This is a genomic window from Pontibacillus salicampi, from assembly GCF_042434395.1.
Classification (GTDB): Bacteria; Bacillota; Bacilli; order Bacillales; family BH030062; genus Pontibacillus; species Pontibacillus salicampi.
Genome location: NZ_JBHLTP010000021.1, coordinates 16683 through 38586, shown reverse-complemented (window position 1 = coordinate 38586; position 21904 = coordinate 16683). Strand labels below are relative to the sequence as shown.

The 21904-nt window shown below is 42.4% G+C and carries 23 protein-coding genes and 1 other annotated feature; all 23 genes read right to left on the bottom strand.

All coding sequences use genetic code 11. The annotated features are described in order from the left end of the window. Positions 1 to 17 precede the first annotated feature (17 nt). The 23 genes from rpsS to ACFFGV_RS19040 all read right to left on the bottom strand — a co-directional run bounded on the left by rpsS (position 18) and on the right by ACFFGV_RS19040 (position 21897). A complete protein-coding gene (gene rpsS, locus ACFFGV_RS19150) occupies positions 18 to 296 on the bottom strand; it encodes a 30S ribosomal protein S19 (RefSeq protein WP_377351348.1) in 279 nt (92 codons plus the stop codon). Positions 297 to 351: 55 nt separating this feature from the next. Next, entirely contained in the window at positions 352 to 1182 is an 831-nt protein-coding gene (gene rplB, locus ACFFGV_RS19145; protein ID WP_377351346.1) for a 50S ribosomal protein L2, read from the bottom strand. A gap of 30 nt (positions 1183 to 1212) precedes the next feature. Further along, positions 1213 to 1503 (bottom strand): 50S ribosomal protein L23, encoded by a 291-nt coding sequence (gene rplW, locus ACFFGV_RS19140; RefSeq protein ID WP_377351344.1) that lies wholly within the window; start codon positions 1501 to 1503, stop codon positions 1213 to 1215. After that, a complete protein-coding gene (gene rplD / locus ACFFGV_RS19135) occupies positions 1503 to 2123 on the bottom strand; it encodes a 50S ribosomal protein L4 (RefSeq protein WP_377351341.1) in 621 nt (206 codons plus the stop codon). The genes rplW and rplD overlap by 1 nt, the downstream gene beginning before the upstream one ends. Positions 2124 to 2148: 25 nt before the next feature. After that, positions 2149 to 2778, bottom strand: coding sequence for a 50S ribosomal protein L3 (gene rplC, locus ACFFGV_RS19130; protein ID WP_377351340.1), 630 nt, complete (start codon positions 2776 to 2778; stop codon positions 2149 to 2151). Positions 2779 to 2808: 30 nt separating this feature from the next. Next, positions 2809 to 3117 carry a 30S ribosomal protein S10 gene (gene rpsJ / locus ACFFGV_RS19125; RefSeq protein ID WP_027446539.1) on the bottom strand — a complete coding sequence of 103 codons (309 nt, stop codon included), beginning with the start codon at positions 3115 to 3117 and terminating at the stop codon, positions 2809 to 2811. 542 nt (positions 3118 to 3659) lie between these two features. After that, positions 3660 to 4850 (bottom strand): elongation factor Tu, encoded by a 1191-nt coding sequence (gene tuf, locus ACFFGV_RS19120; RefSeq protein ID WP_377351337.1) that lies wholly within the window; start codon positions 4848 to 4850, stop codon positions 3660 to 3662. 143 nt (positions 4851 to 4993) lie between these two features. Beyond that, entirely contained in the window at positions 4994 to 7072 is a 2079-nt protein-coding gene (fusA, locus tag ACFFGV_RS19115; protein ID WP_377351335.1) for an elongation factor G, read from the bottom strand. Positions 7073 to 7117: 45 nt separating this feature from the next. Continuing rightward, entirely contained in the window at positions 7118 to 7588 is a 471-nt protein-coding gene (rpsG, locus tag ACFFGV_RS19110; protein ID WP_377351333.1) for a 30S ribosomal protein S7, read from the bottom strand. 57 nt (positions 7589 to 7645) lie between these two features. Continuing rightward, positions 7646 to 8059, bottom strand: coding sequence for a 30S ribosomal protein S12 (rpsL, locus tag ACFFGV_RS19105; protein WP_377351331.1), 414 nt, complete (start codon positions 8057 to 8059; stop codon positions 7646 to 7648). Between the two features lie 107 nt (positions 8060 to 8166). Beyond that, positions 8167 to 8418 (bottom strand): 50S ribosomal protein L7ae-like protein, encoded by a 252-nt coding sequence (locus ACFFGV_RS19100; protein ID WP_377351329.1) that lies wholly within the window; start codon positions 8416 to 8418, stop codon positions 8167 to 8169. A gap of 139 nt (positions 8419 to 8557) precedes the next feature. After that, positions 8558 to 12175, bottom strand: a complete 3618-nt coding sequence (gene rpoC, locus ACFFGV_RS19095; RefSeq protein ID WP_377351327.1) for a DNA-directed RNA polymerase subunit beta' — start codon at positions 12173 to 12175, stop codon at positions 8558 to 8560. A gap of 67 nt (positions 12176 to 12242) precedes the next feature. Further along, entirely contained in the window at positions 12243 to 15791 is a 3549-nt protein-coding gene (rpoB, locus tag ACFFGV_RS19090; protein WP_377351324.1) for a DNA-directed RNA polymerase subunit beta, read from the bottom strand. Between the two features lie 327 nt (positions 15792 to 16118). Then, positions 16119 to 16733: a class I SAM-dependent methyltransferase gene (locus ACFFGV_RS19085; RefSeq protein WP_377351323.1), complete on the bottom strand. Its 615-nt coding sequence runs from the start codon at positions 16731 to 16733 to the stop codon at positions 16119 to 16121. A gap of 222 nt (positions 16734 to 16955) precedes the next feature. Next, positions 16956 to 17318 carry a 50S ribosomal protein L7/L12 gene (rplL, locus tag ACFFGV_RS19080; protein ID WP_377351320.1) on the bottom strand — a complete coding sequence of 121 codons (363 nt, stop codon included), beginning with the start codon at positions 17316 to 17318 and terminating at the stop codon, positions 16956 to 16958. A gap of 50 nt (positions 17319 to 17368) precedes the next feature. After that, complete coding sequence (gene rplJ, locus ACFFGV_RS19075; protein WP_377351317.1) at positions 17369 to 17869, bottom strand: 50S ribosomal protein L10; 501 nt, start codon at positions 17867 to 17869, stop codon at positions 17369 to 17371. A gap of 63 nt (positions 17870 to 17932) precedes the next feature. Then, positions 17933 to 18087, bottom strand: a sequence feature (ribosomal protein L10 leader region). Between the two features lie 52 nt (positions 18088 to 18139). Continuing rightward, positions 18140 to 18835 carry a 50S ribosomal protein L1 gene (gene rplA / locus ACFFGV_RS19070; RefSeq protein ID WP_377351315.1) on the bottom strand — a complete coding sequence of 232 codons (696 nt, stop codon included), beginning with the start codon at positions 18833 to 18835 and terminating at the stop codon, positions 18140 to 18142. Positions 18836 to 18946: 111 nt separating this feature from the next. Next, positions 18947 to 19372 carry a 50S ribosomal protein L11 gene (gene rplK, locus ACFFGV_RS19065; protein ID WP_377351313.1) on the bottom strand — a complete coding sequence of 142 codons (426 nt, stop codon included), beginning with the start codon at positions 19370 to 19372 and terminating at the stop codon, positions 18947 to 18949. Between the two features lie 142 nt (positions 19373 to 19514). Next, positions 19515 to 20048, bottom strand: a complete 534-nt coding sequence (gene nusG, locus ACFFGV_RS19060) for a transcription termination/antitermination protein NusG (RefSeq protein WP_377351311.1) — start codon at positions 20046 to 20048, stop codon at positions 19515 to 19517. Positions 20049 to 20212: 164 nt separating this feature from the next. After that, on the bottom strand, positions 20213 to 20389 hold the full coding sequence (gene secE, locus ACFFGV_RS19055; protein ID WP_377351309.1) for a preprotein translocase subunit SecE: 177 nt from the start codon (positions 20387 to 20389) through the stop codon (positions 20213 to 20215). Positions 20390 to 20432: 43 nt separating this feature from the next. Then, a complete protein-coding gene (gene rpmG / locus ACFFGV_RS19050) occupies positions 20433 to 20582 on the bottom strand; it encodes a 50S ribosomal protein L33 (protein WP_377351307.1) in 150 nt (49 codons plus the stop codon). A gap of 71 nt (positions 20583 to 20653) precedes the next feature. Continuing rightward, positions 20654 to 21304 carry an RNA polymerase sporulation sigma factor SigH gene (gene sigH, locus ACFFGV_RS19045; RefSeq protein ID WP_377351305.1) on the bottom strand — a complete coding sequence of 217 codons (651 nt, stop codon included), beginning with the start codon at positions 21302 to 21304 and terminating at the stop codon, positions 20654 to 20656. An 83-nt stretch (positions 21305 to 21387) separates the two neighbouring features. Further along, the gene (locus tag ACFFGV_RS19040; protein WP_377351302.1) at positions 21388 to 21897 is read right to left on the bottom strand and encodes an NYN domain-containing protein; all 510 of its coding nucleotides are present in this window, start codon (positions 21895 to 21897) and stop codon (positions 21388 to 21390) included. Positions 21898 to 21904: the final 7 nt, after the last annotated feature.

Below are 21904 nucleotides of genomic sequence, written 5' to 3'. Positions count from 1 at the left end.
TTGTGTGCCTCCTCTCTTTAGCGTTTTGTTTTCTTGTCATCGCCACTATGGCCTTTGAACGTACGAGTTGGTGCAAATTCACCAAGCTTATGACCTACCATGTCTTCTGTTACAAAAACAGGTACATGCTTACGACCGTCATAAACTGCAATTGTGTGTCCAACAAAATTAGGGAAAATTGTAGAACGACGAGACCATGTCTTGATTACCTGCTTTTTGTTGTCAGCATCTAGTGCTTCCACTTTTTTCATCAAGTGATCATCGACAAAAGGTCCTTTTTTAAGACTGCGTCCCATTTGTTAACCTCCCTCCGTATTGGACAGTCAGCTTGCTGCTAACTGCCTTTTTCAATTATTTTTTACGACGACGAACGATATACTTATCGGACTGCTTGTTACGTTTACGAGTCTTCTTACCAAGAGTAGGTTTACCCCATGGAGACATAGGAGATGGAAGACCGATTGGTGCACGTCCTTCACCACCACCGTGCGGGTGATCTACTGGGTTCATAACGGAACCACGAACTGTAGGACGAATACCTTTCCAACGAGAACGTCCAGCTTTACCTACTGTGATAAGTTCGTGTTCAAGGTTACCAACTTGACCTACTGTAGCGCGGCAAGTACCTAGAACTAGGCGAACTTCACCAGAAGTTAAACGAACTAGAGTATATTTACCTTCACGACCTAGGATCTGAGCTTGCGCTCCTGCGGAACGAGCAAGTTGACCGCCACGGCCTGGTTTTAATTCAATGTTGTGTACTGTAGTACCAACTGGAATATCTTTAAGTGGTAGAGCGTTTCCTACTTTAATGTCTGCAGCTTCACCAGAAACAATTGTTTCATCTACTTTAAGACCTTTAGGAGCAAGAATGTAACGCTTCTCACCATCAGCATAGTTAATTAATGCAATGTTAGCGGAACGGTTTGGATCGTATTCGATCGTAGCAACGCGGCCTGGTATTCCATCTTTGTCGCGTTTAAAATCGATAATACGATAATGACGCTTATGACCTCCGCCCTGATGACGAACAGTTAGACGACCTTGGTTGTTACGTCCACCTTTACCATGTAGTGGAGCTAGCAAGGATTTTTCTGGCTCGTTCGTTGTGATTTCTGCGAAATCGGAACCAGACATAAAACGACGTCCATTAGTTGTGGGTCTGAATTTTTTAATCGCCATCTTTTTTCCCTCCTTTATTTTTAGTATTTATTATGCGCCTTCGAAGAAGTCTAGTTCTTTGCTATCCTCAGAAAGTTTCACGATAGCTTTTTTACCGTTTGGACGGTAACCTCCATAACGACCCATGCGCTTGAATTTACCTTTAGTATTCATAGTGTTAACTTCCTCAACAGTTACATCAAAGATAGTCTCAATAGCTTCTTTGATTTCTGTCTTGTTAGAGTCAGTGTTAACAGAAAACGTATATTTTTTCTCAGCCATTAAATCAGCAGAGCGTTCTGTGATAATGGGGCGCTTAATAATATCACGTGGATCTTTCATTATGCAAGCACCTCCCCTGCTTTTTCAGCCGCATCTTGAGTCAAGATTAGCTTGTCATGCGTTAATAGGTCTAGGACACTGATTTGCTTAAGTGCTACTGCTTTCACACCAGGAATGTTGCTTGCAGAGCGTACAACATTTTCATCATGGTCAGCTGTAACAATTAGAGCTTTCTCAGCACTTAGGCCATTTAGAAGACTTACAACCTCTTTTGTTTTTGGAGCATCGATAGATAGGCTGTCAAGAACAAAAAGATCGGAGTCTACTGCTTTTTGAGAAAGAGCCGATTTAAGCGCTAAACGACGTACTTTCTTTGGTAGTTTGAAGCTGTAGCTGCGTGGTGTAGGACCGAATACAGTTCCGCCACCAACCCATTGTGGAGAACGAATAGAACCTTGACGGGCACGTCCTGTACCTTTTTGACGCCATGGTTTACGTCCACCGCCTCTTACTTCAGAACGGTTTTTTGTTTCGTGAGTTCCCTGACGAAGGGATGCACGCTGCATCACTACTGCCTGATGCATAACATGTTCATTTGGTTCAATACCAAAAACGGAGTCATTCAGTTCAACATCGCCAACCTGAGACCCGCCTTGGTTATAAAGAGTTACTTTAGGCATGACTTATCCTCCTTTCGTTTGGTAATTATTGAGCCTCGCTCGGGCTGTTAATTTCAACGTAAGATTTTTTAGCGCCTGGTACATTCCCTTTAACTAGTAGTAGATTACGTTCTTCATCTACTTTAACTACCTCAAGGTTTTGTAGAGTGACTGTTTTACCGCCCATGCGTCCTGGTAGATTCATACCCTTGAACACGTGCATGGAGTTAATGTCACCTAGAGTACCTGGGCGACGATGGTAACGAGAACCGTGAGTTTTTGGACCAGTAGATTGATTGTGGCGCTTAACTGCACCCTGGAATCCTTTACCCTTTGAAGTACCAGTTACATCAATTTTATCTCCTGCTGCAAAAGTATTAACAGAAACCTCTTGACCAATTTCATAGTCATCAAGGTTAATATCACGGAATTCACGAACGAAGCGCTTAGGAGCTGTGTTCGCCTTTTCAGCATGACCCTTTTCCGGGCTGTTAGCTAATTTATCACGTTTGTCAGCAAAACCTAATTGAATCGCTTCATATCCGTCGTTCTCAGCTGTTTTCTTTTGTAGAACTACGTTTGGTTCTGCTTGAATAACAGTTACTGGGACTAACTCGCCGCTCTCATCGAACAACTGAGTCATACCAATTTTACGACCTAAGATTCCTTTCGCCATCCGTTACACCTCCTATTTCTTTCCTATTTATTATAGTTTAATTTCGATATCCACACCGGATGGTAAATCTAAACGCATTAGAGAGTCAACCGTTTGTGGTGTCGGATTAACAATGTCGATTAAACGCTTGTGCGTACGCATTTCAAATTGCTCACGAGCATCTTTGAACTTGTGAGTCGCACGAAGTACAGTGTAGATAGAACGCTCAGTTGGAAGCGGGATTGGACCAGATACATTAGCACCGGAACGCTTCGCTGTGTCAACGATCTTCTCAGCGGATTGATCTAGAATACGGTGATCATACGCTTTTAATCGGATACGAATTTTCTCTTTTGCCATTATTTTCCCTCCTTTATTCGCCCATTTTTAAATAGACATTCTCCGCGAAAATTAAGCCTGATGCACCTTGCCATGGCAAAGGGGCCGGGTGTGTCAGCAACCTTTCGCTTCATCGCCTTTATGACCAACATTCTCCATTATAAAGAAAACTAGGCCACAATGCAAGAGGAATTCAATAATTATCTGATGAATTCACACTTAAAGTATTATACACGGGACATGCCCATTTTTCAAGGGTGCAGAAAAAATTGTTTTCTATAGATTCATATAGTTCTATAGAATAGAAATGCGTTTTCAAGTTGTGTGGTAGATCAAGCTAGATTTAGTGCTTCTTTTATATAATTATGACCTTCCTGTATAGCGCCCATATGTGGAAATTTTCCTTAAAAAGAATGGACAGAAATCACTCTGCTTCTCGGCCTTTCTTTCCTCCTGTATTCCTAAAGAAACCAAGTCATCCGCTATCTTATTTACTATATATTTAGTTACATAAATAAAAAAGCAGCGAGCTCGGAAGCTCACTGCTTTATATTTATCGAAGATTACTCAACGATTCTAGAAACAACGCCAGCGCCTACAGTACGTCCACCCTCACGGATAGAGAATTTAGTACCATCTTCGATAGCGATTTTAGAGATTAGCTCAACGTCCATTTCAACGTTATCGCCAGGCATAACCATTTCTACGCCTTCTGGAAGTTGAATTACACCAGTTACGTCCGTAGTACGGAAGTAGAACTGTGGACGGTAGTTGTTGAAGAATGGAGTATGACGTCCACCTTCTTCTTTAGAAAGTACATAAACCTCAGCTTTGTACTTGTGGTGTGGAGTGATAGTTCCAGGATGAGCTAGAACCTGTCCACGTTTGATATCGTCACGGTTAACACCACGAAGTAGCGCACCGATGTTGTCACCAGCTTCAGCATAGTCAAGAAGCTTACGGAACATTTCTACACCTGTAACTGTAGTCTTGAACGCATCTTCAGCCATACCGATGATTTCAACGTCTTCGCCAACTTTGATAGAACCACGTTCAACACGGCCTGTTGCAACAGTACCACGACCAGTGATAGAGAATACGTCCTCAACTGGCATCATGAATGGCTTGTCATGGTCACGTTCAGGAGTAGGAATGTACTCATCAACTTGATCCATTAGTTCAAAGATTTTGTTTACATACTCTTCTTCGCCTTCAAGAGCTTTAAGAGCAGAACCGGATACTACTGGTACGTCATCGCCAGGGAAGTCGTATTCAGATAGTAGGTCACGTACTTCCATTTCAACTAGTTCTAGTAGCTCTTCATCGTCTACCATGTCAACTTTGTTTAGGAATACTACGATTGCAGGAACACCAACCTGACGAGAAAGTAGGATGTGCTCACGAGTTTGTGGCATTGGACCGTCAGCTGCAGATACAACTAGAATCGCTCCGTCCATTTGTGCAGCACCTGTGATCATGTTTTTAACATAGTCAGCGTGACCTGGGCAGTCAACGTGTGCATAGTGACGTGCTTCAGTTTCATACTCAACGTGTGCAGTTGCGATTGTGATTCCACGCTCGCGCTCTTCTGGAGCACCATCGATTTGGTCATATGCCATAGCAGTTCCAGAACCAGAACGCTGGTGAAGGCATGTAGTGATTGCTGCTGTTAAAGTAGTTTTACCATGGTCAACGTGTCCGATAGTTCCAATGTTCACGTGGGATTTGGAACGGTCAAATTTTTCTTTACCCATTGAAAACTTCCTCCTTTAAATATGGAAAATTGTATTATTAGCTTAATTTATATGTGGCATAGAATCAAGATAGTGGCTTGTGACACACTACCTGATTCTATACTTACATTACAAGTTATACTTGAAGCAGGTCAAAAAATCAATTATTGGCCTGAATTTTTCTTAACGATTTCTTCGGAAATGCTCTTCGGTACTTCTTCATAATGAGAGAAGTGCATCGTGTACGTTCCGCGACCTTGTGTGTTAGAACGTAGACTTGTTGCGTAACCAAACATTTCAGAAAGTGGAACGAAAGCTTTTACAAGCTGTGCAGAGCCACGAGTATCCATGCCATCTACACGTCCACGACGAGATGTTACATCACCCATGATGTCTCCCATATATTCTTCTGGAATAACGATTTCTACTTTCATCATTGGTTCTAGAAGAACTGGCTTACATTTGTTCTTCGCTTCTTTAAGTGCCATAGAAGCTGCAACTTTATAGGCCATTTCACTGGAGTCAACATCGTGATAAGAACCGTCATATAGTGTTGCTTTGATGTCGATTAGCGGGTAACCGGCAACAACACCGTTTTCCATCGCTTCTTCCACACCTTGTTGAACAGAAGCAATGTATTCACGAGGGATTACACCACCGACGATCTTGTTTTGGAATTCAAAGCCAGCGCCTTCTTCGTTAGGTTCGAATGTCATCCAAACGTGACCATATTGTCCACGTCCACCAGACTGACGTACGAACTTACCTTCAACCTGAGCGGACTCACGGAAGGTTTCACGATAAGCAACCTGAGGGTTACCAATGTTCGCTTCAACTTTGAATTCTACTTTCATACGGTCAACGATAACGTCAAGGTGAAGTTCACCCATACCAGAAATGATGGTCTGACCAGTTTCTGGGTTCGTTTCGGTTTTGAAAGTTGGATCTTCTTCTGCAAGCTTCGTTAACGCGATTGCCATCTTGTCTTGGTCTGCTTTAGACTTCGGTTCGATAGCAACGGAGATAACTGGGTCTGGGAATTCCATAGATTCAAGAATTACAAGATTCTTCTCATCACAAAGAGTGTCCCCTGTTGCAGTATCCTTCAAGCCAACACCCGCAGCGATATCTCCTGCAAATACTTCGGAGATTTCTTGACGAGAGTTCGCGTGCATCTGTAGAATACGACCAATACGCTCACGCTTATCCTTAGTGGAGTTCTTCACGTAAGATCCGGAAGTTAATGAACCAGAATACACGCGGAAGAAGGTAAGTTTACCAACGTAAGGGTCTGTCATAACCTTAAAGGCTAGGGCAGAGAAAGGCTCACTATCGTCTGGACGACGCACTACTTCTTCCTCTGTACGTGGTACGAAACCTTCGATTGGAGGTACGTCTAGAGGAGAAGGTAGGTAATCGATAACGGCATCGATTAATAGCTGAACACCTTTGTTCTTGAATGCAGAACCACAAAGTACTGGGTAGAAATCTACGTTTACAGTAGCTTGGCGGATTGCAGCCATAAGTTCATCATTAGTGAACTCTTCACCTTCAAGGTATTTCATCATTAATTCTTCGTCAGATTCCGCAACTGCTTCAATAAGCTTATTGCGATATTCTTCAGCTTGCTCTTTGTATTCGTCTGGAATATCACGAGCTTCTGCACGTGTACCTAGATCATCAAGATAGAAGTAAGCCTGCATACCGATTAGGTCGATAACACCATCAAATTCGTCTTCAGCACCAATAGGTAGCTGGATTGGGTGCGCATTAGCACCAAGACGATCTTGAAGAGTTCCAACAGAATATATGAAGTCTGCTCCTACTTTGTCCATCTTGTTTACGAATACAATACGAGGAACACCGTAAGTAGTAGCCTGACGCCATACAGTTTCTGTCTGTGGTTCAACACCAGACTGTGCGTCAAGTACTGCTACAGATCCATCAAGAACACGTAGGGAACGTTCAACCTCAACTGTGAAGTCTACGTGACCTGGTGTGTCAATGATGTTAATACGATGGTCCTTCCACTGCGCTGTAGTCGCAGCAGATGTAATGGTAATCCCACGATCTTGTTCCTGGGACATCCAGTCCATTTGAGAAGCACCTTCGTGTGTCTCCCCTAACTTGTGAATACGTCCTGTATAGAAAAGAATACGCTCGGTAGCAGTGGTTTTACCTGCATCGATGTGCGCCATGATACCAATGTTACGCGTCTTTTCCAAGGAGAACTCTCTTGGCATGAATTCTTCTCCTTCCTATTGGGTGGTATAGTTTTGTTTTCGCTATTACCAACGATAGTGAGCAAATGCTTTGTTTGCTTCAGCCATCTTATGAACATCTTCGCGTTTCTTAACAGAAGCACCTGAGTTGTTAGCTGCGTCAAGAATCTCGTTAGCTAAACGCTCTTCCATTGTTTTCTCACCGCGAAGACGGGAATAGTTTACGAGCCAACGCAAGCCTAGTGCTTGGCGGCGCTCTGGACGTACTTCAACTGGAACCTGGTAGTTAGATCCACCTACACGACGTGCTCTAACCTCCAGTACTGGCATTACGTTTTTAAGAGCTTGCTCGAATGTTTCCATAGCGTCATTTCCGCTACGTTCTTGTACTAGGTCAAAAGCTTTGTACAAGATTTTTTGTGCTTTACCACGCTTGCCGTGCACCATGATTTGGTTAATCAGGCGAGTTACAAGCTTAGAGTTGTACATTGGATCTGGTAATACATCACGCTTTGGTACTGCTCCTTTACGTGGCATGTGTCCCCCTCCTTTCAATTTGAATAGTGTTTATCATGAGATGCATGAGGTTATGCATTACTTTTTAGGTTTCTTAGTTCCGTACTTGGAACGACCTTGCATACGTCCTTCAACACCTGCTGTATCAAGCGCACCACGAACAATGTGATAACGCACACCTGGTAAGTCCTTAACACGACCGCCACGGATAAGAACAACACTGTGTTCTTGTAGGTTGTGGCCAATACCAGGGATATAAGCAGTTACCTCGATGTTGTTTGTTAAGCGTACACGTGCATATTTACGAAGCGCGGAGTTCGGCTTCTTAGGAGTTAATGTTCCTACACGTGTGCAAACACCACGTTTTTGAGGTGAAGAAAGATCAGTTGGAGTCTTTCTTAAGCTGTTATAGCCTTTGTTAAGAGCTGGTGAGTCAGACTTTTTCGTCTTTGATACGCGCCCTTTACGTACTAATTGATTAATAGTAGGCATTCTATATCCTCCCTTCATTACTTTTTAGTAATACCACACATCCAGGTGGTTCATAAATGGGTAAAAAACAAAGCTTCAGCGATTATTCAAAAATAGTCGCTAAAACTTCATTGCTTTATAGCAACTACAGCTGCGGCTACGTCAATCCCGCAAGCTTTTCCTAGTTTTTTCATAGAATCCACTTGGTTTACCGGAGTGTTTAGCTGCTCCGCCAGACGTAACACATTGGTAGTAACTTGCCTATCAGCATCTTCAGCAATGATAACCTCTTGAACTTCACCATGTTTCATAGCCTTCATGGTTTGTTTCGTTCCAATAACTATATTTGCCTTAGCCTGTGCTACTTTTTCATAAGACATTGCTCATATCCTCCAAAGTAACAAGGATAAATGGAAGCACCTTGAATATATTATCACTCACTTTCTATAATGTCAACTTCGTTTGTGAGTTTTTTCAAGATGCATCCGTTATTATCACTTGCAAATGATCTTTATATCATTAAGATTGGGTAATCTCTTCAGGCTCTTCAGCCTTAATCATATCTTCTGTTAGTTCGTCAGAGGCAGGTTGAACACTGCGGTATCTAGGCATTCCAGTACCAGCTGGTACCAGCTTACCAATGATAACATTCTCTTTCAGACCTAGCAATTCGTCACGTTTTCCTTTAATAGCTGCATCTGTAAGGACACGAGTTGTCTCCTGGAAGGAAGCTGCTGATAAGAAGGAATCTGTTTCAAGTGACGCTTTCGTAATACCAAGTAATACAGGACCGCCAACAGCAGGCTGCTTGTTATTAATTAACGCAGACTCGTTTGCTTCCTTGAACTGGTGTATTTCCAGCAAGGAACCAGGCAGAACATCTGTATCCCCGGAATCAAATACACGTATTTTACGAAGCATCTGGCGTACCATAACTTCTACGTGCTTATCACCGATTTCAACACCCTGCATACGGTAAACTTTCTGTACTTCTTTCAACAGATACTTTTGTACGCCTTCGAGGCCTTGAATTTTAAGAAGTTCTTTCGGATCAATTGAACCTTCTGTTAGTGGTTCTCCTGCAGCCACCGCATCACCGACAGTTACTTTCATACGAGCACCGTATTGTGCAGTATAGCTGCGTTTTTCCACTTCTCCTTGAACTGTAATCTCTAGACGGTCTTTGACTTCATTTACTTCTTCCACAGTACCATGGATTTCTGTTATGACAGCCTGACCTTTCGGATTACGAGCTTCAAATAGCTCCTGGATACGAGGAAGACCTTGGGTAATGTCATCCCCAGCAACTCCACCTGTGTGGAATGTACGCATGGTAAGCTGCGTTCCTGGCTCACCGATAGATTGTGCAGCAATAATTCCTACAGCTTCTCCTACTTCTACTTCTGAACCAGTAGCAAGGTTTCTGCCGTAACATTTCTTACATACACCATGGTGAGTATTACATGTGAATACAGAACGGATGACAGCCTTCTCTACACCAGATTCAATGATATATTTAGCAATATCTTCTGTAATAAGCTCATCAGGCTTAATGATAACCTCCCCAGTTTCTGGGTGGTACACCGTCTGATAAGCAGTACGACCAATTAAACGATCAAAGAATGGTTCAATGGTCTCTGTACCTTCTGTTAGATTCATTACTTCCAGGCCGCGGTCTGTTCCGCAATCATCCTCACGGACAATTACATCCTGCGCAACGTCAACTAGTCGACGAGTTAGGTAACCTGAGTCCGCGGTCTTCAGTGCTGTATCGGCAAGACCTTTACGAGCACCGTGCGTGGAAATAAAGTATTCCAATACCGTTAGACCTTCACGGAAGCTAGATTTGATTGGTAGCTCAATGATCTTACCAGCCGGGTTGGCCATTAGACCACGCATACCAGCTAACTGTGTAAAGTTAGATGCGTTACCACGAGCACCAGAGTCACTCATCATAAAGATTGGGTTTGTAGGGTCCAGGGATTTCATTAAGCGATTTTGGATATCGTCTTTGGCAGCGGACCAAATAGCGATAACACGGTCATAACGCTCGTCATCCGTTATAAGACCTCTACGGAATTGCTTCGTTACGTTATCCACTTTATTCTGGGCTTCTTCTAGAATTTGTTGCTTTTCTGGAAGTACGACGATGTCAGATACACCAACGGTAATACCCGCTTTAGTGGAGTAAGCAAAGCCTAAATCCTTCATGCGGTCAAGCATGCGGGATGTCTCACTAATCTTAAAGCGTTTGAACACCTCTGCGATTACATTACCAAGGAATTTCTTCTTGAAAGGCTGAACAAGTTCACGCTGCTCGATGTTCTCCTTCACGTTTGTACCCTTAGGAATAAAGTAATGCGCTGGAGTTAACTCCTCTAAGTTTGTCTGAGACGGTTCATTTATATAAGGGAACGATTCAGGTAAAATCTCGTTAAAGATTAACTTACCAACCGTTGTTATTAACAATTGATTGTTCTGCTCTTCCGTAAAGGAATTATTATCTAAGGAGGAAGCCTGAACAGCTACACGAGTATGCAAGTGTACATATCCGTTCTGGTAAGCGATGAGAGCTTCGTTCGTATCCTTAAATGTCTTTCCTTCACCAATAGCATTTTCACGTTCAAGTGTAAGGTAGTAGTTACCTAAAACCATATCCTGTGATGGCGTAACAACCGGTTTACCATCCTTTGGATTAAGAATGTTCTGTGCTGCAAGCATTAGAATGCGTGCTTCAGCTTGAGCTTCTGCAGATAGAGGTACGTGTACAGCCATTTGGTCACCGTCAAAGTCCGCATTATATGCTGTACATACTAGCGGGTGCAGGCGAATAGCTCGACCTTCAACAAGAGTAGGCTCGAATGCCTGGATACCCAGTCGGTGAAGTGTTGGTGCACGGTTTAATAGCACTGGGTGCTCTTTAATTACCTCTTCTAGCACATCCCATACTTCTGGGTGGATGCGTTCAATTTTACGCTTAGCAGATTTGATGTTGTGTGCTAATCCGCGATCTACTAATTCACGCATCACGAATGGTTTAAATAATTCCAGTGCCATTTCCTTCGGCAGACCACACTGGTACATTTTCAAGCTCGGTCCAACTACGATAACCGAACGTCCAGAATAGTCAACACGTTTACCTAGTAGGTTTTGACGGAAACGACCTTGCTTACCTTTAAGCATGTGAGATAAGGATTTTAGTGGACGGTTTCCTGGTCCTGTAACTGGACGTCCACGACGACCATTATCAATTAACGCATCAACTGATTCCTGGAGCATACGCTTTTCGTTCTGGACGATGATAGATGGAGCTCCTAGGTCTAATAGACGCTTTAGACGATTGTTACGGTTAATAACACGACGATATAGGTCGTTTAAATCAGATGTAGCAAAGCGACCTCCGTCTAATTGAACCATAGGACGAAGCTCCGGTGGAATAACCGGCAGCACATCTAGAATCATCCAAGATGGATCGTTACCAGAATTACGGAATGCTTCTAATACTTCCAAGCGCTTAATAGCACGAGTACGACGTTGACCTTGTGCTGTCTTAAGCTCTTCTTTCAGTGTATCTACTTCTTTATCTAAATCGATGTCTTGAAGTAAACGACGAATGGCTTCAGCACCCATAGATGCCTGGAACGTTTTACCGTACTTCTCGCGATATGCACGGTATTCTTTCTCAGATAGAAGCTGTTTGTTTTCTAACGCTGTATCACCAGGGTCCGTTACCACGTATGCGGCAAAGTAAATAACTTCTTCAAGCGCACGTGGGGACATATCTAGAACAAGACCCATACGGCTTGGAATACCCTTGAAATACCAAATGTGAGATACAGGAGCAGCTAATTCAAGATGACCCATTCGCTCACGACGTACTTTTGCCTTGGTAACCTCTACTCCACAACGGTCACAAACAATGCCTTTATAGCGTACTCGCTTATATTTACCGCAGTGGCATTCCCAGTCCTTAGTAGGACCGAAAATGCGTTCACAGAACAAACCGTCTTTCTCTGGTTTCAACGTACGGTAGTTAATTGTTTCTGGCTTTTTCACCTCACCATAGGACCAAGAACGAATCTTGTCTGGAGAAGCTAAACCTATTTTCATATATTCAAAATTATTTACATCTAGCAAGGGGCCTACCTCCCTTATAGTATCCAGGTTTTACCCTAAGCTTTAGCAGGTTCAATTACTACTTATCTTAGTCCTCTAGTTGAGGATCTCCGTCTAAGTTAAGTTTCTCTGCAGATTGCGTCTCTTCTTCTTCTATATCGCGAATGTCAATTTCGGATTCATCAGAAGACAGGATTTTCACATCCATGCCTAGACTCTGAAGCTCTTTAATTAATACTTTAAAGGATTCTGGCACGCCAGGTTCTGGTACATTAGATCCTTTAACAATGGATTCATACGTCTTCACACGACCAACAACATCATCGGATTTAACCGTTAGGATTTCTTGTAGAGTATAAGCAGCACCATAAGCTTCGAGTGCCCATACCTCCATCTCACCAAAACGCTGTCCACCGAATTGTGCTTTACCACCGAGTGGCTGTTGCGTAACAAGAGAATATGGTCCAGTGGAACGAGCGTGAAGTTTGTCATCAACCATGTGCGCAAGTTTAATCATGTACATGACTCCTACAGAAACACGGCTGTCAAATGCTTCACCAGTACGCCCATCGTACAGAATGGTTTTCGCATCGCGAGCCATTCCGGCTTCATCAAGGATTTCCCAAACGTCTTCTTCACGAGCACCATCAAAGACTGGTGTTGCTACGTGAATACCAAGTTCTCTTGCTGCCATACCAAGGTGAAGCTCCAGCACCTGACCAATGTTCATACGAGATGGAACCCCAAGAGGGTTTAACATGACATCGATTGGTGTACCGTCTGGCATGTAAGGCATATCCTCTTCTGGAAGAATTCTAGAGATAACACCTTTGTTACCGTGACGACCTGCCATCTTGTCTCCTTCAGAGATCTTACGTTTTTGTACAATGTACACACGCACAAGCTGGTTCACGCCTGGAGGTAACTCATCTCCATCTTCTCTATTGAAAATCTTCACATCAAGTACAATACCGCCAGCACCGTGTGGCACGCGTAATGAAGTATCACGAACTTCACGAGCCTTTTCACCGAAGATAGCGTGTAATAAGCGTTCTTCAGCTGATAACTCTGTAACACCTTTAGGCGTTACCTTACCAACTAATAGATCACCATCGCTAACTTCTGCACCTACACGGATAATTCCACGATCATCAAGGTCACGAAGTGCATCCTCGCCTACGTTTGGTATATCTCTTGTGATTTCTTCAGGTCCAAGCTTAGTATCACGAGCTTCAGATTCATATTCTTCAATATGAATAGATGTGTACACATCATCTTTCACAAGACGTTCACTCATAATAATAGCGTCCTCGTAGTTATAACCATCCCATGTCATAAATGCCACGAGCGGGTTTTTACCTAACGCTAATTCGCCCTTCTCCATAGATGGACCGTCTGCTAGAATTTCGCCCTGTGTAACACGGTCGCCCGCACTTACAATTGGCTTTTGGTTATAGCAGGTACCTTGGTTGGAACGAATGAATTTCTGGAAACGATAGCGGTCTAAATCGCCTTGTACTTCTTTCCCATCAATCATAGAAATACGTCGTACTAATACCTCTTTAGCATCCACTCGTTCTACAATACCTTCATGTCTAGCAAGAACAGCAGCACCTGAGTCTTTACCAGATACGTACTCCATTCCTGTACCAACAATCGGGGATTCAGGCTCCATCAATGGCACTGCCTGACGCTGCATGTTCGCACCCATTAGAGAACGGTTGGAGTCATCATTCTCTAAGAAAGGAATACATGCGGTCGCAGCGGAAACTACCTGCTTTGGAGATACGTCCATATAATCGATACGATCTCTTTTTACTGCCGTGTTTTCACCACGGAAACGAGCAATAACTTCTTCATCCTGGAAGGAGCCGTCTTCGTTCAGCTTTGCGTTCGCCTGAGCTACAACGTAGTTATCCTCTTCATCAGCAGTAAGGTAGTCTATCTGTGCTGTTACTTTATTTGTTTCTGGATCAACGCGTCGATATGGCGTTTCAATAAATCCGAATTTATTTACCTTCGCATAGGAAGATAGGGAGTTAATTAGTCCGATGTTTGGACCCTCAGGAGTCTCGATTGGACACATACGACCGTAGTGGGAGTAGTGTACGTCACGAACCTCAAAACCGGCACGTTCACGAGTCAAACCACCAGGTCCTAGAGCAGAGAGACGACGTTTATGCGTCAATTCGGCTAACGGGTTGGTTTGATCCATAAACTGTGATAGCTGAGAGCTACCAAAGAATTCTTTGATAGAAGCAATAACCGGACGGATGTTAATTAATTGTTGTGGTGTAATGGAAGCAGTGTCCTGAATAGACATACGCTCACGCACTACACGCTCCATACGAGATAATCCGATACGGAACTGGTTTTGCAGCAATTCCCCAACTGAACGCAAACGACGGTTACCTAAGTGGTCAATATCGTCTGTTCCACCTACATTATGCAGGATGTTAAAGAAGTAGCTTACTGCTGCTAACATATCTGATGGAGTGATATTTTTTGTTTCATGATCGATCTGTGCATTGCCAATTACATCTAGTGTTTTCTCCCCTTCAGGATCTGTTGGGTCGATAATCTTAATAGACTGAATGCGGATTGGCTCATCTAGCACACCGTCATGCGGCTCCATTAATTCATCGCCTAGGTTTCCATCTTCGTTCCCTTCGATATATGGAAGGATTTTATCTAGCGTACGGCGATCTAGTTTGTCCCCCGCACTAGCAATAATCTCCCCTGTCTCAGGGTCAGCAAGCGTTTCAGCAAGCGTCTGGTTAAATAGACGATTCTTTATATGAAGTTTCTTATTAATTTTGTAGCGACCTACGTGAGCTAAATCATATCGCTTCGGATCAAAGAAACGAGAGATAAGCAGGCTCTTGGCATTTTCCACAGTAGGTGGCTCACCAGGACGTAAGCGTTCATAGATTTCAAGCAACGCTTTTTCACTGTTTTCTGTATTGTCTTTTTCAAGGGTGTTCTTCAAATATTCATTGTCTCCGATAAGATCAATGATTTCTTGATCACTACCGAAACCTAAAGCACGGAGAAGAACAGTAATAGGCAGCTTACGAGTACGGTCAATACGTACATGCACTACGTCCTTCGCGTCTGTTTCAAATTCCAACCATGCACCACGGTTTGGAATAACAGTTGCTGTGTAGCCGCGTTTTCCGTTTTTGTCTACCTTAGGACTAAAGTAAACACTCGGAGAACGAACTAGCTGAGATACAATGATACGTTCTGCACCGTTAATAACGAATGTACCTACATCTGTCATTAATGGGAAGTCACCCATAAACACTTCTTGCTCTTTTACTTCGCCAGTTTCTTTATTAAGTAAACGAACTTTCACACGAAGAGGAGCTGAATAAGTGACGTCTCGCTCTTTAGATTCATCGACTGGATACTTTGGCTCTCCGAGAGTGTAATCGACAAACTCTAGTGATAGATTTCCTGTGAAATCTTCAATTGGAGAAATATCCTTAAACATCTCTCGCAATCCTTCTTGTAAGAACCAATCATAAGAAGCAGTTTGAATTTCAATTAAGTTCGGTAATTCAAGTACTTCGCTGATGCGCGCAAAGCTTCTACGTTGGCGGTGTCGTCCATACTGAACTAGTTGACCTGTCAACTGATTCACCCCTCAAATCAAGCATTTTAATAAAGAAAAAATCGTCCGGCAAAAAACACATGCCGAACTAACTCGCACAGACCTCTTGCTTACACACCTGTGCCAGTAATATATGATACATTTGTCATAGACAAATGTAATAGAAATTTTTCATTTCTCTCTAACGTTAGACAAAAAGAAAAAGGGTTTTATACAAAACCACTACTCTTTATTACGATCATTCGATTTTACCATTCTTAACTATAGCTATATGGTTTATACATAAATAAATAGAAAAAATACCTTGACAAACTATTTACTTATTGGCATTTTTCAATACTATCATAGCTAATTATCCAAGTCAAACTTTTTTGCTTTGTACACATAGTAGCCTTTATCCCGCTCAGCTACCTCTACTGTATCGAACATTTCTTCCATAAGAGCCCTTGCAGAAGGAGCCCCTTGCTTCTTTTGAATGACTACCCACAACTCTCCATCTGGAAGTAACTGTTCATAGCTTTGACGCAAAATAGAATGCACTACTTGTTTACCAGCACGAATTGGTGGATTAGTTAAGATGGCAGCAAACTGTCTATCTTTAATATTTTCATATTGATCACTAGCCGTGATCACTGTATTGTCAGCTTGGTTGCTCACAGCGTTTCTCTTCGCTAAATCAATAGCTCTTTCATTTACATCGACCATCACAATATTTCGATCAGGAAAATGCAGGGCCAGCGCTATACCAATCGGACCATACCCACACCCCATATCCAGTATATCCCCATCTATGTCAGGTGATTGGAATGCTTCAATAAGCACTCTAGATCCATAATCTACTTCTTCTTTAGAAAACACTCCGTAATCAGTCGTGAAGGATATCTTGCGCCCCCTCAGCGTGAAGTTCCAGTGTTTCTCAGCACTTTTTGATTCGGGATTTTTTGAATAATAGTGTTCTGACACCCTAGTCACCTACCCGTATTTATTTTCGGCGAATATGCATGGTCGCTCTCCCATAAACGAGTCAGGCAATGGATATCCAAGGAAATAATAGGTGGGAGATTGAGAATCTCTTTAATCGGGCCTTGCCTATTAAAGACTCTATCTCTATTTGACTCGAGATGTTATGGGGGTCATAAAGCAAAAGCAAAGCTCGCCGATAATCAGCGAGCCTTTTTGCTTTCATTACTTAATTTCGATCTTAGCGCCAGTTTCTTCTAGCTTAGCTTTCATTTCTTCAGCGTCTTCTTTAGATACGCCTTCTTTGATTGCTTTAGGAGCGTTGTCTACTACTTCTTTAGCATCTTTAAGACCTAGGCCAGTGATTTCACGAACTGCTTTAACAACTTTAATCTTAGAAGCACCTGCATCTTCAAGTACTACGTCGAATTCAGTTTGCTCTTCTTCCTCTTCAGCAGCTCCGCCGCCAGCTACAGCTACAGGTGCAGCAGCAGTTACTCCGAATTCTTCTTCAATTGCTTTTACTAGATCATTAAGTTCAAGAACGTTCATTTCTTTGATCGCGTCAATAATTTGCTCTTTAGTCATGATATTTCCTCCTTAAATTTTTTAAAAATTATATAGCCGACTTCAGGCGATTAAGCGCCTTGCTCTTCTTTCTGGTCCGCCACTGCTTTTGAAGCAAGTGCGAAGTTGCGCATTGGAGCTTGTAGTACAGATAGAAGCATAGATACAAGACCGCTTTGATCTGGTAGTTCTGCAAGTTCTTTCATCTGAGCTACAGTAGCTACGTTACCTTGAACAACGCCACCTTTGATTTCTAGAGCGCTATTCTCTTTTGCGAAATTGTTAATGATTTTAGCTGGAGCTACAGCGTCGTCTGCACTGAATGCAAGAGCTGTCGGGCCAACTAATGTTTCATCAAGTTCAGTAAGGTTAGCTTCTGCAGTAGCACGGCGAGTCATTGTGTTTTTATACACTTTGAAATCTACGCCTGCTTCACGCAATTGTTGACGAAGACTTGTTACAGTATCAACGTCTAAGCCACGGTAATCAACAAGTACAGTTGATTTACTGTTTTGAAGCTTTTCAGCAATGTCAGAGACAATCTGCTTTTTGTGCTCAATTACTTTGCTCATCATTCCACCTCCTATTGAATTGTCATCATACCGTCCTGGTGTTCATTTTATTGTAGAATGTTATTTCGACAGTAAAAATGCCCCCATGTAGACATGGAGGCACATACATGAGAGATAGATCACGACGGTCACTATCTCAGCAATATGATTAACACCTCGGTAGGTCTATTTAAGCGATCTCTCGCACCCACTGTCTACGGTACAACGTATTCATTTATATGACAAAAGCTATTATAGCTTAAGGTTTATTGGATGTCAACAAACAATTACTTAGCTTTTGAAGCCAGAAACATCAACGCGTACGCCAGGTCCCATCGTAGAAGCGATAGAAGCATTACGCATGTAAGTTCCTTTAGCAGCTTGCGGTTTAACCTTCATAAGTGTTTCCGTAATGGCGTTAAAGTTCTCAGCGATTTTCTCGTTATCGAAAGATACTTTACCAATTGGAACATGAATGTTACCAGCTTTATCAACGCGGTATTCTACTTTACCAGCCTTGATTTCGTTAACTGCTTTTTCTACTTCGAAAGTTACAGTACCAGTTTTAGGGTTCGGCATTAGGCCTTTAGGTCCCAACACTCGACCTAGCTTACCAACTTCCGCCATCATATCTGGAGTCGCAACAACTACATCAAAGTCGAACCAGCCTTGGTTGATTTGGTTAATTAGATCTTGCTCTCCAACATAATCAGCTCCAGCAGCTTCTGCTTCTTTCGCCTTGTCACCCTTCGCAAATACTAGTACACGCTGGGATTTACCAGTACCGTGTGGTAGTACTGTTGCACCACGAATTTGTTGGTCCGCTTTTTTAGGGTCAACCCCAAGACGGAATGCAGCTTCTACTGTTTCGTCGAAGCTAGCTTTAGATGTTTGCTTAATAAGCTCTACAGCTTCAGATACGTCATACGATTTTGTTTTATCAACAAGCTTTACAAGCTCTTGATATCTTTTACTTCTGTTTGCCATTTTAATTTCCTCCTTTGTGGTTTTAACGGTTTTACCTCCCACGAATAAAGGTTGCGAAATGGTAAAACTCCATCCTCGCAACCTTCTCCTTAACACAGAACCGCTGTGGGATTAATCTTCGATTACAAGTCCCATACTGCGCGCTGTACCTTCAACCATGCGCACAGCTGCATCTACGTCAGCGGCGTTTAGGTCAGGCATTTTTGTTTCAGCAATTTCGCGTACTTTGTCGCGATTAATTGTGCCAACCTTGTTGCGGTTTGGTTCGCCTGATCCTGATTTAAGACCAGCCGCTTCTTTTAGAAGAACTGCAGCAGGTGGAGTTTTAGTAACGAATGTAAATGAACGGTCTTCAAAAACCGTAATTTCAACCGGAATAATCATGCCAGCTTGATCCGCTGTACGTGCGTTAAATTCCTTACAGAATCCCATGATATTAACACCTGCTTGACCAAGTGCTGGTCCTACTGGTGGCGCTGGGTTAGCTTTCCCTGCTGGAATCTGAAGTTTTACAACTTTAATAACTTTTTTAGCCACGAGACACACCTCCTTAAGTCCGTGATGTGGTTACAGGAGCTTAGCTCCTCCCACTCATTCATATACACATAAATCCTCATACTCGAGGCATAAAGAACATAAAAATTCTAGCATTTTTCCAAGTAGAATGCAAGGGGGATGATTATAATTTTTCTATCTGAGAAAAATCAAGCTCAACCGGAGTTTCACGTCCAAACATATTTACATGCACTTTTACCTTCTGCTTGTCCACATCGATATTTTCGATAGTGCCTGTAAAATCTGCGAAAGGACCCTCGTTAACTCGTACACTTTCTTTCAATTCGAAGTCAACATCGTGCACCGGTTCGTTCATGCCCATGCGCTTCAGCACTGTTTCAATTTCTTCAGGTAAGAGAGGAGTAGGCTTGGAACCAGAACCAGTCGATCCTACGAAACCTGTCACACCAGGAGTGTTGCGAACGACATACCAGGAATCGTCCGTCATCACCATTTCTGCCAGTACATAACCAGGAAACACTTTTTTCTTTTGCACTTTGCGTTTTCCATTCTTAATTTCAGTTTCTTCATCTTCTGGAACAAGGACACGGAAAATCTTATCTTCCATCCCCATGGACTCCACTCGCTTATCTAAATTTTTCTTCACTTTATTCTCATATCCTGAATAAGTGTGAACGACATACCATCTTTTCTCCATAGTCTCAGGACAAACGGTTTGCCCTTCCCTCCCTTGTCTAAAATTCGCAATGCTATTTTAAACCACATTAAAAAACCCGTAAAACGGGTTTTAGAACGCGAAATAATATTAACATTATAACATAATCATAAGTGCTTTATTCCATAATCACAAAAGAACGAGATTTATTCTGAGAAAAGTACTTCAAGAATCTGAGAAATCCCTAAGTCAACTAGCGCGAAAAAGATCGTAATAAATATCAAGGTAGTTAATACGGTAACTGTATATTTAGACAATTCGCGTCCGCTGGGCCAGCTAACCTTCTGCATTTCTCTAGACACGTTTCTCAAAAACTTGAACATGATAGTACCCCCAAACTTTCACCTAAATAGCTTGCTTCCACTCTTACTTGGTCTCCCGATGAAGGGTATGCGTACTACAATGCTTGCAATATTTTCGTACCTCTAGTCTATTGCTATCCGTTTTAGGATTTTTTGTAGTAGTGTAATTCCTCGACATGCAGATTGAACATGCTAAAGCGACTTTCTTATTCAACGTACTTCACCCCTATCCAGGGTTTATCACTTCCAATAATGTATCACGCTACTATAGTCCTGTCAACGTCATCATAATGTGATTTCGCTGATTTCAAGGTATCGCTCCAGCTTTCGTTTGACGCGTTGTAAAGCGTTATCAATTGATTTTACATGCCGATTAAGATCAACGGAGATCTCCTGGTAAGAACGACCATCCAGATAAAGGGCGAGTACTTCTCTTTCCAGCTCGCTTAATAATTCAGACATTTTCGTTTCCATATCACCGAAGCGTTCCCGATTGATAATCATTTCCTCTGGATCAAGTGCCTTGGCACCAGCAATAACATCTAACAGTGTTCTGTCTGACTCTTCGTCATAAATAGGCTTATCAAGAGATACATAGGAGTTAAGCGGGATATGCTTTTGTCGTGTGGCGGTTTTAATTGCAGTGATAATTTGGCGAGTTACACATAGTTCTGCGAAGGCTTTAAACGAGGAGAGCTTGTCCTCCTGATAATCTCTGATGGCCTTATACAGGCCAATCATTCCTTCCTGCACAATATCTTCGCGATCCGCTCCGATTAGAAAATATGTCCGAGCCTTGGCACGTACGAAATTTTTGTATTTGTTGATTAAATGTTCCAGCGCTCTGCTATCGCCTTTATGAACAAATACCACAACTTCCTCATCAGATAAAAGGCCTAAATCTTTGCTGTCAGTATCTACTTGACCGATGCTCACGTTAAGGATCCCCCCGACCGTACTGCCATGGATATAGAAATATTATACAGTAACTTTTTTGAAAGCGTCAACAGCGCTTCTTTTTACTTTTCACCTCTACGCCACTTTTCGAACACATCAAGCACTTCTTTTTTTATCGGTATCTTAGGCTTATAATGAAGCTGGTTCTGGGATTCTACTTCTTTCTGAATTTCTTTTTCAATATTTTTTGTTTCAATATATAATTCTCTTGCGGATTTACGTAAGGCCCCTTGTGCAAAAATTGTCCGCTGCTCCGTATAATCCGACGTTGCCACATACACCTGGTTCCTTACATGCTTTCGTTCTTTGGCTAATTTTTCAATCCGTTCATCAGCCGTTTCATTCTCTTTCGTGTACACAATCTCTATCTTATGATTATCTACTTTTTTCTCTATCCCAGGGACATAATGTGCATCAAACACCACTACGACTTCGTAGCCAGCGTAAGCCTGATATTCGGCCATCTTCTCTACAAGCTCATATCTTGCACTTGCTAAATCCTTATCTCTCAGAGCTTTCAGTTCCGGCCATGCTCCTATGATGTTATATCCATCAACGATTAGTACATCCATTTGTTAT